General features: G+C 33.7%; 16 protein-coding genes. 8 read left to right on the top strand and 8 right to left on the bottom strand.

Translation table 11 applies throughout. From position 1 onward, the window contains the following. Positions 1 to 15: 15 nt before the first annotated feature. A complete protein-coding gene (locus NMY3_RS03550; protein ID WP_196816369.1) occupies positions 16 to 579 on the top strand; it encodes a methane monooxygenase/ammonia monooxygenase subunit C in 564 nt (187 codons plus the stop codon). A gap of 116 nt (positions 580 to 695) precedes the next feature. Here NMY3_RS03550 and NMY3_RS03545 read toward each other — a convergent pair whose 3' ends face one another. Beyond that, on the bottom strand, positions 696 to 1,214 hold the full coding sequence (locus NMY3_RS03545; RefSeq protein ID WP_196817564.1) for a deoxycytidylate deaminase: 519 nt from the start codon (positions 1,212 to 1,214) through the stop codon (positions 696 to 698). A 327-nt stretch (positions 1,215 to 1,541) separates the two neighbouring features. Next, on the bottom strand, positions 1,542 to 1,694 hold the full coding sequence (locus tag NMY3_RS03540) for a DUF5679 domain-containing protein (RefSeq protein ID WP_425319421.1): 153 nt from the start codon (positions 1,692 to 1,694) through the stop codon (positions 1,542 to 1,544). A 134-nt stretch (positions 1,695 to 1,828) separates the two neighbouring features. On the opposite strand from NMY3_RS03540, the gene glyA reads away from it, so the two are divergent. Both glyA and NMY3_RS03530 read left to right on the top strand, forming a co-directional pair. Next, a complete protein-coding gene (gene glyA / locus NMY3_RS03535) occupies positions 1,829 to 3,160 on the top strand; it encodes a serine hydroxymethyltransferase (protein ID WP_240532637.1) in 1,332 nt (443 codons plus the stop codon). A 108-nt stretch (positions 3,161 to 3,268) separates the two neighbouring features. Next, positions 3,269 to 3,805: a 4Fe-4S dicluster domain-containing protein gene (locus tag NMY3_RS03530; protein WP_196817562.1), complete on the top strand. Its 537-nt coding sequence runs from the start codon at positions 3,269 to 3,271 to the stop codon at positions 3,803 to 3,805. 438 nt (positions 3,806 to 4,243) lie between these two features. Here the strand turns inward: NMY3_RS03530 and gatE are convergent, their stop codons facing one another. From gatE to NMY3_RS03510, 4 genes are all read right to left on the bottom strand, one after another. After that, a complete protein-coding gene (gene gatE, locus NMY3_RS03525; protein ID WP_196817561.1) occupies positions 4,244 to 6,181 on the bottom strand; it encodes a Glu-tRNA(Gln) amidotransferase subunit GatE in 1,938 nt (645 codons plus the stop codon). A gap of 21 nt (positions 6,182 to 6,202) precedes the next feature. Next, positions 6,203 to 7,621, bottom strand: coding sequence for a Glu-tRNA(Gln) amidotransferase subunit GatD (gene gatD, locus NMY3_RS03520; RefSeq protein WP_257720003.1), 1,419 nt, complete (start codon positions 7,619 to 7,621; stop codon positions 6,203 to 6,205). An 81-nt stretch (positions 7,622 to 7,702) separates the two neighbouring features. Continuing rightward, positions 7,703 to 8,386, bottom strand: a complete 684-nt coding sequence (locus NMY3_RS03515; protein ID WP_196817559.1) for a hypothetical protein — start codon at positions 8,384 to 8,386, stop codon at positions 7,703 to 7,705. Between the two features lie 147 nt (positions 8,387 to 8,533). Further along, positions 8,534 to 8,800, bottom strand: coding sequence for a winged helix-turn-helix domain-containing protein (locus NMY3_RS03510; RefSeq protein ID WP_144734365.1), 267 nt, complete (start codon positions 8,798 to 8,800; stop codon positions 8,534 to 8,536). 139 nt (positions 8,801 to 8,939) lie between these two features. Here NMY3_RS03510 and NMY3_RS03505 point away from each other — a divergent pair, with 139 nt between their 5' ends. From NMY3_RS03505 to hisF, 5 genes are all read left to right on the top strand, one after another. Further along, the gene (locus NMY3_RS03505) at positions 8,940 to 9,914 is read left to right on the top strand and encodes an HAD-IA family hydrolase (protein WP_196817558.1); all 975 of its coding nucleotides are present in this window, start codon (positions 8,940 to 8,942) and stop codon (positions 9,912 to 9,914) included. A 72-nt stretch (positions 9,915 to 9,986) separates the two neighbouring features. Next, positions 9,987 to 10,523 (top strand): imidazoleglycerol-phosphate dehydratase, encoded by a 537-nt coding sequence (locus NMY3_RS03500; protein ID WP_231100215.1) that lies wholly within the window; start codon positions 9,987 to 9,989, stop codon positions 10,521 to 10,523. Positions 10,524 to 10,526: 3 nt separating this feature from the next. Next, the gene (gene hisH / locus NMY3_RS03495) at positions 10,527 to 11,144 is read left to right on the top strand and encodes an imidazole glycerol phosphate synthase subunit HisH (protein ID WP_196817557.1); all 618 of its coding nucleotides are present in this window, start codon (positions 10,527 to 10,529) and stop codon (positions 11,142 to 11,144) included. Beyond that, on the top strand, positions 11,141 to 11,857 hold the full coding sequence (gene hisA / locus NMY3_RS03490) for a 1-(5-phosphoribosyl)-5-[(5-phosphoribosylamino)methylideneamino]imidazole-4-carboxamide isomerase (RefSeq protein WP_196817556.1): 717 nt from the start codon (positions 11,141 to 11,143) through the stop codon (positions 11,855 to 11,857). Before hisH ends, hisA begins: the two co-directional genes overlap by 4 nt. Position 11,858: 1 nt before the next feature. Beyond that, positions 11,859 to 12,659, top strand: a complete 801-nt coding sequence (gene hisF / locus NMY3_RS03485) for an imidazole glycerol phosphate synthase subunit HisF (protein ID WP_196817555.1) — start codon at positions 11,859 to 11,861, stop codon at positions 12,657 to 12,659. A gap of 123 nt (positions 12,660 to 12,782) precedes the next feature. On the opposite strand, the gene NMY3_RS03480 is transcribed toward hisF, so the two are convergent. Next, on the bottom strand, positions 12,783 to 13,070 hold the full coding sequence (locus tag NMY3_RS03480; RefSeq protein ID WP_196817554.1) for an acylphosphatase: 288 nt from the start codon (positions 13,068 to 13,070) through the stop codon (positions 12,783 to 12,785). Positions 13,071 to 13,111: 41 nt separating this feature from the next. Continuing rightward, the gene (locus tag NMY3_RS03475) at positions 13,112 to 14,470 is read right to left on the bottom strand and encodes a diaminopimelate decarboxylase family protein (RefSeq protein ID WP_196817553.1); all 1,359 of its coding nucleotides are present in this window, start codon (positions 14,468 to 14,470) and stop codon (positions 13,112 to 13,114) included. Between the last annotated feature and the right edge of the window lie 156 nt (positions 14,471 to 14,626).

Below are 14,626 nucleotides of genomic sequence, written 5' to 3'. Positions count from 1 at the left end.
CATAATGATAGTAAAATGGCACAAATGCCTGCATTAATTCCAAAGGAAGTAGAAATCCAGAGGCTAAAAAAGATCTATTTAATGGTCATTATGCTAGGGTCTATTGCTGCATCAGTAGAAGTAGACAACTTTGTTGACGGATCATTGCATCAAACAGCCATCAGAGACAGTGCATTTACACCAGCTCATTGGTGGTTATACAGTCACTTTATTGCACTCCCACTAGGTTGGGGATTTGTTGCAATGTATGACAGGAGAGTACCAGCTTTAAGAGGGCCAAACAATTCAATGAATACGGGTCTAAAGATAACCATTATCGGTTATTTAGCTACCATGTTCACCATTGGTATCAATGAAATGTGGCACTTTTGGTTTGTTGAAGAAATATTTTCAGTACCTAACCACTGGATGTTTAACATGGGTGTAGTAGTAGCTTTCATGGGTGCTTTGGCCTATGTAGTTAGAGTATACGCACGTTTGGTGGAACTTGGCGCCGAAACTCCTGCAAGGAACCCCTATGTAGCAGAAATGTACAAACTAGCATTAGAAGGAAAACTCTACAGCAGATCAGTTCCATAATCTTTTTTTTGTTTTTAGTTTTTTGTTTTATTTTAGTTAGTAAACTTTGTAGTTAATTATTTAGATACTCAGGATAGATAAGATCAACTAGACAGAAATTGTACTCTTGAGGAGCATCATCCAAATAGCTTTGAGATCCAAAGTTGCAATTTAGCTGGGTTCATTTCCAGTATTTGTACATTTCCATGCCTTAGGATCTCGGTTCCGTCCTCGTCATATTTAGACAAAATAACCACTCTATTGATCCCTACCGTAATCGCCATCTTACTACATTCTATGCATGGAGCAAGAGTAGAGTATAAAGTAGCATTTTTGGTACTGCCAGCATTTCCAAACATAACACATTGCATTATTGCGTTGGCCTCAGCATGAACGCAAATACATCTCTCTAAAGATTCACCCGATTTAACAATACCTTTAATCCTATCTGTACATCTTCTGCATCCACCTTCAAAGCAATTTTGAAATCCAGATGGAGTACCGTTGTAACCAGTTGATATTTGTCTATTATCTTTAACTATTACAGCTCCGATTTGCCTGGTGAGACAGTTGGATCGTAGCTTTGCCAAAAAAGCTTGTATCATAAAGTAAACGTCCCAATCGGGTCTTTCAAATTCCCTGTCCAATCCATCCATAAATTCCTATATAAATAGCCATTAATTAAAATACAACAGTTCAGAGCTAGAAGGTTGTCATCATTACTGTAATATCATAAAATAATGTCACCTATAAAAATATTAAGTAGATTTTTGAGAAATACCAATGAAAAACAGCTAATTACCAAAGAATTTTGTTTTCAACTGCATTTAATTCCAATTTAAAACAAATTGACAATCTATTCTCAAACAAGTTGAAATCAATCAATTTATGGATAACAAACAATATCAACAAATCATATCAAAAAGGTAAATATAGGAAATATCGATGTGAATCGACTACTAGATTATTGAAATTTTTTTTATTTATTTTGATTTTTTACTTCCTCCTATCTTGAACATTTTCGTATTACACACTGTACATATACCTTGAGTAGCAGGTCTTCCATTTTTCATGGTTACCTCTTTTTCATCTTTCATTTCTCTTTTTGCTTTGCATTTAACACAATATCCTTCCATCTGTTTAACCTTCTGCATGAGTAGATAAAATACATGTAGTATAAAATTATTGTTATAAATGACCAAAAAATCATCACTAAAATAGTACTATTTTGCCAGATTACGATATTTTATATAAGTAATTATTGCAAAAAATGATATTGAATGCAAAAGAAATTCAGGATAACATTCTAAAATTAATTAAAGAACATCACGACTGGTTCAATAACTCCATTCCCCTCATAGCAAGTGAAAACATCCCCAGTCCAGCAGTCAGGGAAGCTGTAGCGTCTGATTTTGGAAATAGATATGCTGAGGGGTGGCCTGGAGAAAGGGTATATGCAGGCTGCACTTTTATAGACAAAGTTGAAAATATTTGCAATGATTTAGCAAGATCGGTATTTAAAGCTGAATTTGCAGATTGTAGAGCAACATCTGGGGTTGTCGCAAATTTGGCAATATATTCTGCATTTTCAAATCCTGGAGACACTATGATAGCATCGTCGATTCCCACTGGTGGACATATTTCACATGGAAAAAAGGAACACTCAGGAACGGCTGGCTTGGTTCATGGATTAACAATAGAACACTTTCCATTTTCAAAAGAAAACATGACCATCGATGTTGAGCTGACCAAGAAAAAAATAGATACAATGATTTCCGAAGGAAAAGGACCGAAAATAGCGATGTTTGGTGGGAGTCTTTTTTTGTTCCCCCATCCTGTGAAGGAATTATCAGAATTCTTGCATGAACGTAATGTGTATATAAATTACGATGGAGCCCACGTAGCAGGTCTAATCGCGGGGGGACAATTTCAAGACCCTTTACGAGAAGGCGTTGATTCAATGACTATGAGTTCGCACAAGACACTATGGGGACCCCAAGGGGGCATCATAGTATCGGTTGAAAAGTATTCGGATCCTATAAAGAAGGCTATTTTTCCTGGAAATACAAGTAGTCATCACTTACATCATGTTGCGGGCAAAGCAGTAGCATTAGCTGAATCACTAGAATTTGGAGAAGAATATGCTAAACAAGTCATCAAGAATGCAAAAATGCTTGCCTACTCCCTTGCAAATCATGGATTCAATGTTTTAGGGGAAAAGCGAGGTTATACCGAATCACATCAGCTTGCTGTCGATGTCTCAAACTATGGTGATGGCGGAACTATAGAAAAGGATCTGGAAAAATGTAATATAATCTTAAACAGACAATTGCTTCCTGGAGACATAAAAGAGGGAAGAAATTATTTTCATCCCAGTGGCGTTAGAATAGGAGTTCCCGAAGTAACCAGACTAGGAATGAAGGAAGACGAAATGCAAGAAATAGCAACCTTTATTAAGAAAGTTGTAATAGACAAGCAAGATATTCCTAAAGTTTTGCAAAATGTAACAGAGTTTAAAAAGAATTTTCAAAAGGTACATTATGCTTTTGATAATGAAACCTCTGCGTACCAATATATTCAATTGGTGAATAAGAAAGAATAAATCGGATCAAAGATTTATGCAAAATTTCTCGAAATATCTAGCTTCTAATAGATATTACTACACATGATTTATATATTATAGAAGGATCAGATATCACTGCAAAAAAATATGCCAATCGATCCAGATTTTCCAGCAAATCATCAAGTAATTGGAAAGATAAAAACGTCAGACGATGAACATTTTCACTATTTATGGGGTCCAGGTTCACTAAAAGAGGCAGCAGAAAATCCAGAAGTTAAAGAAGCATTTCAAGCAAAAGGAGAAGAGATAGGGCCTTTAGGTGTAAGTGGAACTATGGTAGCAGTCGACTGGGACTCGTGTGTAGCGGATGGAGCATGTATTGAAGCATGTCCTGTACAAGTTTTTCAATGGTACAGAACTGAACATGACGTATCAGCTAAAGAGGCAGTAAATGAAGTATTTGAAGGCACTGGTTCTTCAGTTAAAGAAGAAAGAAAAGACTACACAGATAAAGCAGATCCAATCAGAGAACACGATTGCATTTGGTGTATGGCATGTGTGTCGGTATGTCCACCTCAAGCAATTAAGGTAGATCAAGCCGCATTGGAATTCCACGAAAAAGCATCAGGAACATTTAACGAAGAATTATCAAAAGGTAGTGCACCACCACCTCACGCACACTAAATATTTTTTTTAGAATCAGCAATAAAATTATATAAATTTATTCAGTCAGAAATACAAGAGTAAATACATTAAATCAATACAACACAACAAATCATAAACTACCAAATCATCCAAGATTCTAACGTTTTTGAGAATGAATTTAGAATAAACCTACATCGTGATGAAATATTCGAGTGATCTTCACTGAGTAATTCATCAATGCATTGAACGAATAAAATTAAAGGAGAAGAAGCAGAATCTAGCCTAGCCCAATCATTGCCACACGATTCTAAAATAGCCTCCATCTTTTGATTATATAGTTTGGAAATTGTAAATGACACATCCTCCAGTTCTGTGTTTGAAATCTCGTGAGACGAGAGGAATGACTTCAAGTTCTCGGAATTTATGAGAAAGGAATCAACATAGTGATTCTTGATTGATTTAGGTACGCGAGTCATGCTAAGAAGATGAAGGAGATGAAGATCCTTCGTTAAGAAATGTTTCTAACTTATGCTTCAAATAGTCATTAATCTTGCTACCGTCTACCTTACCTCGCAGAACCGCCATACTTTTCCCCATCAACACACCCATGGAATTGGGCCCCTTTTCTCTTATAACGCTCAAATTATCATCAAATAATTTATCCAATGTAGAAAATAAGTCTGCATCATCCAATTTAGTTAGGTTGAGAGAATTTATTGCTTCCTCTACCGAGATGTAATCCTTTTTCATTAATTTTTCAAAAATTAATATTATAGACTCTTTTGCAATAAATCCCTTATCAAGCCTATTGAAAATGTCTAGAATCATTTCATCTGTTAAGAGGTCCTTATCAAGATTATTTCTGGAGAGACTAACAATATCTTCAGTAAGTTTTGATGCAACAAAGGTGGGCGAAATAGTGGGATTGGTTATCAAGAGTTTTTCAAATAAATTATAATAATCAGAATCAAAGATTTGTTCAGATAATTTCATATTCAATCCATACTTTTTCATAATTCCTTTGATTAGTTCATTCCACGGCAAAGGTATTTTATCTTTCAAACTATCAAGTAAGTTACTATCAACAGGAATTGGCATTATATCCGTTTCAGGATACATTCTGGATGAACCTGGTCGGGGTCGTGAAAAAATAGTAGTTCCGTCTAGAGTAACTGAACGAGTTTCAGCAATGACACCATATTTAAATTGGATTATCCTTTTAATTAATGGTTCAAGAAGATTGCTTATTTTTTCCCTGTTACCACCTATTAGTACAAATGCATCGTCAGAGGAAATATCAACAGATTTCTTAAGGTTATCTATCTCATTGATAGTGATTCCATAATTGGGTAACTCATCGGAATGAAAGACACCACCCAAACCAAAAAATCTAACAAACTCTCCCAACTCTTTACCGAGTCTTATGTCTTCTATAGGTTCATAGCCAATCAATCCTCTTAGACCCCTTAAACGGATACAATTAATGACCGGGTCTGGATCTTTTAATATTTTTTTTATCACCTTAGATGATGAATTTGAGAACAAGGATGTTATGTCTTCAATTCTGTCGCCAATAAAGGAATCATCGATATCTCTATTTTTAAATTCTTCCGCAATTTTGATTAATCCGTACTGTCTTTTTGTTTCGTAGTCTAAAACTTTGATAAGTTGTGATAATTGCTGTACTCCCTTGACTTCGACTACCTGACCACCATTGACAGATATATTCACATCCTGCCTTATGCTCCCAATTCCTCGAGTGACTCTTTTACTACTTCGAAGTAATCGACCTAGAGTTAATGCGACGTTTACAATTTCTGCAGGAGTCCCAGATATAGGATCAAGTGCGATTTCGACTAACGGGATCCCAAGCCTGTCGAGTCCATATTCCTTTAATAGAGGATTGGTAGAAATTAATTTTGCTGCATCCTCTTCTAAACATATACCCTGGACACCTACCTTGTTAAAATTATCGACTTCTAAGTAACCTCCAGTTGATATCAACATAGTTCTTTGAAATCCACTAACATTAGAGCCATCTATCACTAATTTCCTCATGACATGAATTTCATCAACAATATTTGAACTTAGAGCAAGTGAAAACAACAATGCTGTTTCAAGTGCATCTTTGCTTACTTCATGCGGGGGCTCCTCGTCAGCTTCTACTAAACAGCTGTATCCTACTTTAGAATAATACTTGATTGAATTCATTTTGGAGTGTTCAAATAATGCAGCTTTGTCAAAATCACCCAATTCACTTTTTGTAGGTCTCAAAATACGAATAAAGTTGAAATCATAACCCTCGTCGTTGGATCCATCACCTTTGCAACTACAAAAGAGTTTAGACGATGTACTTAGTTGTTGATGTATTTCAAAGCCAACCTTTACGTGTAATTTGTCGATATCTAGATTCATCAAACTTGTCCTCTTTAAATCTTAAACTAGTGGCAACATATTAGAAATTTCACTAGAACAATCAGTTTTCATGATCCTAACAAAATCCTCAGCACCCGTATTATTACCTAATGCCCACATTGCTTTAACGACAGCAGTTTCTGAACTCATATTTGAAAGAGGGATAACACCCAAAGCCAAAAGGTCTCTGCCGGTATCATAAACGGTCATCCGTACCGTACCAAATATACATTGTGAAGTCATAAAAACAAAAATACCTGCCTCTATTAGTTTTTCTAAAATAGGAAAGCAGTCTTTACTCACATGTCCAAGCCCAGTACCCTCCAATATAATGACTTTATAATCCATCTGTAAAAAGTTCTCAAGAAATGAAGAACTAAATCCAGGATAGAATTTCAATAAAAACACTTTATCACTGAAAGCCGTCTTTGAAGTAAAATTTTTTGAAATATTCGCACGTTCCATCCCGTTGTGTAGTAATTTATTGTATGTTATGTCCGAATTCTCAATTAATGCAAAAGGCATAGCATCAAGAGATTTAAATGCATCACGTTTGCTGGTATGGTTTTTTCTCACTCGTGTCCCAAGATGACATGCAATTACTTCATCTGAAGTATTATGGTGCATACAAACAAAAATACCTGAATGTTTTGTATCCTTGATAAATCTTATTGCACCAACTAGATTGCTAAATGCGTCTGAAGAAGGTCTATCGGATGATCTCTGAGAACCAACCAAAACTACAGGAATTGGGACATTTTGGAGAGCGAAACTTAGTGCAGAGGAAGTATAATGCATTGTATCCGTACCGTGAGATACAATAATTCCATCATAGTGTTCGTTGCGGATAGCAAATGAAATTCTATCCGCTAGAGCAGACCAATGATTGGGATTCATGTTTTCACTATATTCATTGAATAAGAATTCAGGATAAATGTATCCGTAGTCAGAAAGTTCTGGAAAAGCAGAATATAATTCGGATGCACTCAAAAGTGAAGTTACTCCACCTGTTCTATAATCAATTTTACTTGCAATAGTGCCACCAGTGCTAATTAGCAATATTTTTGGTAATAATTTAGAACCATTGCGTTTATCGAATAAATTGCGGCTGTTATTATCATCGTTAGCAGTGGCATTATCACGTGGATCTGATTTTGCTATAGGTTTTTTTGATAATTGATCAACATTTTTACTAATAATTTCTATAATATTTTCTATTTCAATTCCAATATTGTAACCGCTTTTCAATTTTAAAACGATATATTTATCACTAAATGTTTCATATCTGGGTAAGATAATGCCAAAAAATTCTGCTTTTTTAGTAACTATTTTCACTTCATAACCTAAGCTAACATTAAATTTGTTTAAAATTTTTTGAGAATTTCTACTATAGTTTTTATCAGAGCTATCATGAGAATCGAGATCAATATTTCTTGTCAATTATACAAGTATGAAAAAGGTTAGAAAATATATAGTTAGATCATAAAAAGTAAATTTTAAGAAGGTAGTATATATAGCTCCTTAGGGTTTCACCAATAACTTTCCAATCATCCAAGGATGAAATAGACATGTATATTCATAAAATCCGGGTTTATTAAAAACAACAGTAAAGGAGTTGCTAAAAGAGTAATCAAAGGTCTGTTTTTTATCCAAAGATAGCAACGGTCCAGAGTTAACGAATTTTTCAGTTCCGTTAAGAGTATATATAGAGTCTTTTTTTAGTTCCATTACTTTATTATCTGCTGTAATTACAGTAGGAGTTAAAGCTCTTGCATTTAACATCATTACAATCCGTGTTCCATTTCCGGTCGTTTCTTCTAATGGTTCTCCCAGATTATTTAATACGGGAGTAAATTGTGTGTTATTAGAAACGTAGAATGGAAGCCCGATCTTTTCGGTATTACCTAAATCATTTATAAAGGTAACAGTATGAGGTAATGGAACATCGACTCCATTATACCACGTTATACTATCCCCGGCAGCTATTTCCACATAATCAGGAAAATACTTTGTATAAGATACAGTATGATTTCCTTCCCCCACTTTAATAGCGTAATTATCAGGTTTTACAGGTGAAGTGTTATTACCGGTTGAAGAACTATTGTTGTTTTTGGCATCAACTGTAGCATAAACGGAACTAATATGAATAGTAAAGATAAAAACAGTAAATAAGATTCCTAGATGAAAAATTTTAACAACTAGCATTACCTAAATCCATCTTTATTTCTTACCATAACAATATATTGGTTTTTATATTTAAGCTAAAAATAGGATTATTTGGTAAGCCAAAGCCCTAATTTTTTAAGATAAAACCATTATTTTAATAAAATTATTCATATCGGGATATTATAATTAGGTAAAATCATCCTGAAGTGATTTTGATTCGATTAATTCTTGAATCTCCTCATTCATCTTTAGGAACCTAATACCCTTTTCAGTAGTCCTGTATTTGCCGTCGGTGCCAAGAGCCAACAAGTTATTTTCCAATAATATAGGCAAGTATTCCTTTATCTGAGCATATGATAGAAAGGCCTTGTACATTATTTTAGTTTTTGAAATGCCTCCATTGGCGGCATTTAGGATATTAGAAATTATTTCGGTCCTATTCCGATATTTCACACAATAATATAGAAGAATGTATTATATAACTTGTATTGTTGATTATTCTATATTAATATACTATAGTCGATTTAATTATACATACGCAAGATTATACCAGGGTATTAATTATTGATTACTGATCATCTTTTCTATAAAGTTGACTAATAAGAAAATCAATTTTTCAGATTGTGAAGCGATTATTTTTGATATAGATGGTGTATTAGTTGACGTAAAGAAATCATATGATCAAGCAATAATAAAAACAGTTCAGTTTATTCTAATTAAGAGTTTTAATACAAATGTAGATAACTTTCCATTTCAGGATATTATTTCAAAACTTCGAAATACGGGTGGATTTAATAATGATATCGATACCGCTTATTCAATAGTCCTAATAATTTTATATTGTATCTTTATAAATAAAATGAATACAGACAAGACCATTCAAGTTTTTCATAATATATTAGAGAAATTAGATGACAAGGGCAAAGACTCGGTAGAAAAAGAACTCGGGAAGATCGGAAATATAACATCCATAACAAAAGAATTAAGGTATCCCAGTGATGACGATACGATTTCCACTCTTTTTAATGAGATCTTTTATGGTCCAATTTTATATAAAGAACGGTTCAATAAGGAGCCGATATATTATTTTGACGAGCCACTCATAAGCAAGGATATTCTAATAATTAAAGAGAGTACAATACGTCTTCTTTCAGAGAAATTTAAAGGAAATTTGGGATTGATATCCGGACGGAGCAAGATTGCGTCTTATTTCACTCTTAACAGTATCATAAATTATTTTAATGAAAATGCTTGTGTGTTTTTGGAGGATGAAAATAGAGAATTTTCCAAACCGAATGCATTTTCCCTACGCAAAGTATTTGATAAATTGAAATTAACTAGTGCATTGTATGTAGGAGACTCCATTGCAGATCTCTTAATGGTAGAAAATTTTAGGAAACAAACAGGAGAGGATAGAATATTTTTTTGTGGAGTATATGGGGATGATGATGGTGAAAACAACAAAGGATCAAATGATAAGAAAAGACTACTAAAATCAAATAATGCAGACGTAATCATCAAAAATGTAAACGATTTACCAAATATATTAAATAATACAAAAAATTAAAAGCACATAGTGATTATTGAGGATCATCAACGTACGTGTGAAATTGAAAGAAGGACAAAGGAAGTAAGTATAGTGATCAAGATCAATTTAGACGGAAAAGGAAATTCAAACGTTAATACAGGGATCGATTTTTTAAATCATATTGTAGTATCTTTTTCAAAACACAGTAAGATTGACATTGATTTGAAAGCAAAAAGCGAAGACGGTATCAAACACCATCTAATTGAAGATACAGGCATCGTATTAGGCCAAGCCATTGATAAAGCCCTGGGCAAGAGAGAGAACATTAATCGTTTTGGAAATGCTACAGTTCCAATGGATGAATCCGCTTCAAGCGTCGCTGTAGATCTGATAAAGAGACAATATAGTCACATCGACATGAAATTAGAAAGAGAAAAGATTGAGAACATGTCGCAAGAAGATATTATTCACTTTTTTCAATCATTTATTGGAAATATTAATTGTTGTATGCATATTATCGTACATTATGGAACAAATGATCACCATAAAGTTGAATCTGCTATAAAAGCCGCTGCAGTTGCATTGAGGAACGCAATAGGGATTGACCCAAACAGTGAGGGTGGTCCCACTACCAAAGGAATGATGTAGCATATGGTGAAAATATCAATTTTTGATTATGGAGCAGGAAACATTTTTAGTCTTCAATCTTCCTTGCAAAGAAACGGAGCACAAGTATCAATCATAAATGATTTTGAAGAATCATCAGAAGTGGATGGAATAGTATTACCCGGTGTCGGAAATTTTGATCCAGCAATTATTTCAATAAATAAATGTAAAACAGGATTCTCCCGATTTATTGAAAAAAACATTCCAGTTTTGGGAATATGCTTGGGAATGGAGATGTTATTTGAGAAAAGCGAAGAGGGACAATTAGCAGGACTTGACATAATTGAAGGAGAAGTGTTGTCCCTACCCAAAAACTTGGTAAAAATCCCTCATATTGGATGGAATAGTTTGGAGATAACAGACAAGAAGAGTAAATTATTTGAAGGAATACCAAATAAATCTTGGGTATATTTTGTACATTCTTATTATACTAAACCTAAAAATAGCGACATAATAACATCAAAATCGAATTATGGAGTACACATCCCGGCCTCAATAGAAATTGACAGTATTTATTGTACGCAGTTTCATCCAGAAAAATCAAGTACAACTGGCGAAAAAATGATTAAAAACTTTATAAATATTTGCAAACGATCAAAATGAAAAGCATCGCAGCAATTGATCTATTAGATGGCCAAGTAGTAAGATTGGTTAACGGTAAATTAGAAAATAAAACCGTGTACGGTGACAATCCATTAGAAGTAGCAAAAAAATGGGAATCCGAAGGGGTCGATATGTTACACATAGTTGATCTAAATGCAGCTTTGAATACGGGAAAGAACAATAGCGAAATAATATTAAAGATTATTGATTCGGTAAACATTCCAGTACAGGTTGCAGGTGGTATCCGAACTATTAACAGTATAAATAGATTCTTAGATATCAAAAAACCAATCAAGGTTGTCATAGGAACATTTGCCTTCAAACAACCTGAGATGATACAAAAGATATCAAAGAAAAGACTAAATCGGATCATAATTTCAGTAGATCATAACGAAGAAAATGTAATGATCTCTGGATGGAAGGAATTTTCAGGCATAAAACTATTTGATGCCATCAGGTTTTATCAAGAACTGGGTATTAATGAGTTCTTGTTAACAAACATTGGCAAAGATGGCACTTTGGAAGGTCCTGATATAGAAACACTAATTAAAATAAATAATACCTTTAAAGACATAAAAATAGTTTCTAGCGGAGGAGTTAGCAATATAATAGATATATTAAAGTTAAGGAACGTTAATTGTTATGCAGTAATCTTAGGGAAAGCATTGTATGACGAGAAATTGAAAATAGAACATGTTCAAGAATTGATTTAAAATGGCAGTGGCAAAAAGAATCATTCCCTGTCTGGATGTAAATAAGGGTAGAGTTGTAAAGGGTATTAACTTTAAGGAACTAAAAGATGCGGGAGATCCTGTCAAATTAGCCAAACAATATAGCGACGAAGGCGCCGATGAATTAATATTTTTAGATATTACTGCGGCTGAAGAACATCGTAAAACAATGAAAGATATTGTAAAAAATGTAGCTAGTGTAATAAACATACCCTTTACGGTTGGGGGCGGCATAAAAACATTGGAAGATGCACGCAATCTACTCTTAAGTGGTGCAGACAGGGTTTCAATAAATACCGCAGCAGTAGTAGATCCAGAATTGATCCAGGAATTAATGTGTATTTTCGGAAAGCAGTGTATAGTAGTTGCTTTGGATGTAAAAAGAAACTATGATCAAGGTGGAAAATATTTTTTTTCCAAGGATGGGAAAAAATATTGGTTTGAAATCAAGATTTTTGGTGGGAAAAAATCTACAGGTATTGATGCGATCGAATGGGCCAAAAAAGTTGAAAAAATGGGAGCAGGAGAAATACTTTTGACAAGCATAGATACAGACGGGACAGAAAATGGATACGATATTGAATTAATTAATTCGATTTGTGATAAAATAAACATTCCTGTTATAGCCTCAGGAGGCTGCGGATCGGTTGATGATATACTAAAAGTGTATAAAAAAACAGATGTCGATGCAGCATTGGCAGCATCTCTGTTCCATTTTAATAAGGCAAAGCTAAAAGATGTTAAAAAATACCTAGAGAAAAATAACATATTAGTAAGACCGTAACGCTCATTTAAGTTAATTTAAGTTATAAGGTAGTATTGGAAAAACAAAACAGTAACAATATTCTAAAATATTCTAAAATTAAAACTAAAAGTATTACTCATTAGAGGAGCATTCATCATGCATCTAAAGTGTTTTGACGATATCAAAAGTAGAAAACTCCTTCTTATATTCCTCATTCATAATTTTAATATCTGTCACTAAGGCATCTTTAGGTCCAAACTTACACCAACTAAGCATTTTATCAATATTGACATCCAAACCCTCCATTACAGATTCTACCCGTCCGTCGGACAAATTTCTAACCCAACCAACGATGCCTAGCTCCTCTGCTTTTTGAGCAGTGTTTTGACGATAATATACTCCCTGTACCTTTCCGCTTACAAAAATATGGACTCTAGTATAATTTATCAAAGTCAAAATCACCACGTGATATTCGAATCACATACAAAAAGTTATGAAATTAGGCCGCCTTCTTCTTCATAAAGATCCTTATAAGAGGTACCTTTTCTTATTAATTTTATATCGCCTTCACAAGTTTTCATCAGAACTGGGGGCTTAGTTTGACAATGAAAGGGCATATTAAACACTAGAGAATAGGCTCCCACATTATAAAACAAAACATAATTCCCAATGTTAGCATATGACAGGTCGGATAGTTTGGAGGTAGGAAAAACATCCAACGTATCACACAACCTTCCCACAAGATGAATATTCTTCCCAGTATACTGTTTGTTAGAATCGGAAAAGTAAAGATGATTGTTATTGTTTTTGGTTGATATTACTTCCTGAGGATATTCTTGTTTAAGTAAAGCAGCATCTAACAAAAGATGGTATCCTGTATCTAAAATAACTATTTTATGATCATTGTATTCTTTAGTGTTTACAATTTTTGAAACCATTATAGATGATTCTGCAACTAGGTATCTACCACTCTCTATCATTAGCGTAAATTTACCATGAGAGGACACTAGATTATTCAGTTTTTCTATATATACAGAGGACATTTCACTTGGGGTAGGAACGGGCTCGTTATAAAATACAGGAGTCCCGCCACCAATATCGAGTGTTTTTAATGAAAAATTTGGGATCTCTTTTTTTAGTTTATTTAATAACGAATTTAGTCGGTCTAGAGCATTAACATAACATACAAAGTCAGTAATTTGAGACCCCAAATGAAAATGAAAACCTTCAAACTCCAACAAGGGATTATTGAAAATGGATTTAACAATGAAATAAGCTGAATCAACTTTCCCACCGTTTAAAGGAACTCCAAATTTGCCATTTTTGTAAGATGCACGCACCTCAGCTTTAACGCCTACTTCAGGATTCATACGTACCATTACTTTAGGAATAATGCCAACAACGTTAGCAGCTTGAGCCAAATTAACTAATCCAAAGTAAGAACTTACGACAATTCTCGTAACCCCGTAAGAAAGGACCTGTTTATACTCATCTAGTTCCTCTGTTACACTTGTGTAGACAATATTTTCAGGATTAATGTTTAATTCCCGTATAAAAAACAATTCTCCCAGAGAAGTAAGATCAAAAGTAATATTGTCTTTCACGAATGTTCTAAGTATAGAGGGATTAAAATTGGCTTTAATTGAATAAGCAATCTTTACATGACCATGGAATTTTTCATAAGCTCTGTTAAGTTCTAAGACTTTATCATGCAGAGCCTCTTCGTCTACTAGATATAACGGAGTCCCATATTTTTCAACCAACTGGCTAATTTCTTCGTCTGTAAAGAAACGATTAATCTTAGATAACGTTACTTTGTTTTGAATAATCTGTAGTGCATTTTCAACCATTCTTTTTGTGAAAGTTATTCAAGAAATTATACTTAAAAACATTGCCCTTAAAAATTATTTTCATTTTAATAATTATGTTAAATAATTTATAATAATTTTTATGCAATATCAATAAAAAATATAAGAATACAACTTTTTTCAACTAATAAAGAAATC

Origin of the sequence: Candidatus Nitrosocosmicus oleophilus (assembly GCF_000802205.1) — an archaeon.
Lineage (GTDB): Archaea > Thermoproteota > Nitrososphaeria > Nitrososphaerales > Nitrososphaeraceae > Nitrosocosmicus > Nitrosocosmicus oleophilus.
This window is presented reverse-complemented; position numbering and strand designations above follow the sequence as displayed.

What these genes read in the sequence shown, in the direction of transcription:
- NMY3_RS03550 (WP_196816369.1), top strand. Translation starts at nt 16, where the DNA reads ATGGCACAAATGCCTGCATTAATTCCAAAGGAAGTAGAAATCCAGAGG.
- NMY3_RS03545 (WP_196817564.1), bottom strand. Translation starts at nt 1,214, where the DNA reads ATGGATGGATTGGACAGGGAATTTGAAAGACCCGATTGGGACGTTTAC.
- NMY3_RS03540 (WP_425319421.1), bottom strand. Translation starts at nt 1,694, where the DNA reads ATGGAAGGATATTGTGTTAAATGCAAAGCAAAAAGAGAAATGAAAGAT.
- glyA (WP_240532637.1), top strand. Translation starts at nt 1,829, where the DNA reads ATGATATTGAATGCAAAAGAAATTCAGGATAACATTCTAAAATTAATT.
- NMY3_RS03530 (WP_196817562.1), top strand. Translation starts at nt 3,269, where the DNA reads ATGCCAATCGATCCAGATTTTCCAGCAAATCATCAAGTAATTGGAAAG.
- gatE (WP_196817561.1), bottom strand. Translation starts at nt 6,181, where the DNA reads ATGAATCTAGATATCGACAAATTACACGTAAAGGTTGGCTTTGAAATA.
- NMY3_RS03515 (WP_196817559.1), bottom strand. Translation starts at nt 8,386, where the DNA reads ATGCTAGTTGTTAAAATTTTTCATCTAGGAATCTTATTTACTGTTTTT.
- hisH (WP_196817557.1), top strand. Translation starts at nt 10,527, where the DNA reads ATGGTGAAAATATCAATTTTTGATTATGGAGCAGGAAACATTTTTAGT.
- hisA (WP_196817556.1), top strand. Translation starts at nt 11,141, where the DNA reads ATGAAAAGCATCGCAGCAATTGATCTATTAGATGGCCAAGTAGTAAGA.
- hisF (WP_196817555.1), top strand. Translation starts at nt 11,859, where the DNA reads ATGGCAGTGGCAAAAAGAATCATTCCCTGTCTGGATGTAAATAAGGGT.
- NMY3_RS03475 (WP_196817553.1), bottom strand. Translation starts at nt 14,470, where the DNA reads ATGGTTGAAAATGCACTACAGATTATTCAAAACAAAGTAACGTTATCT.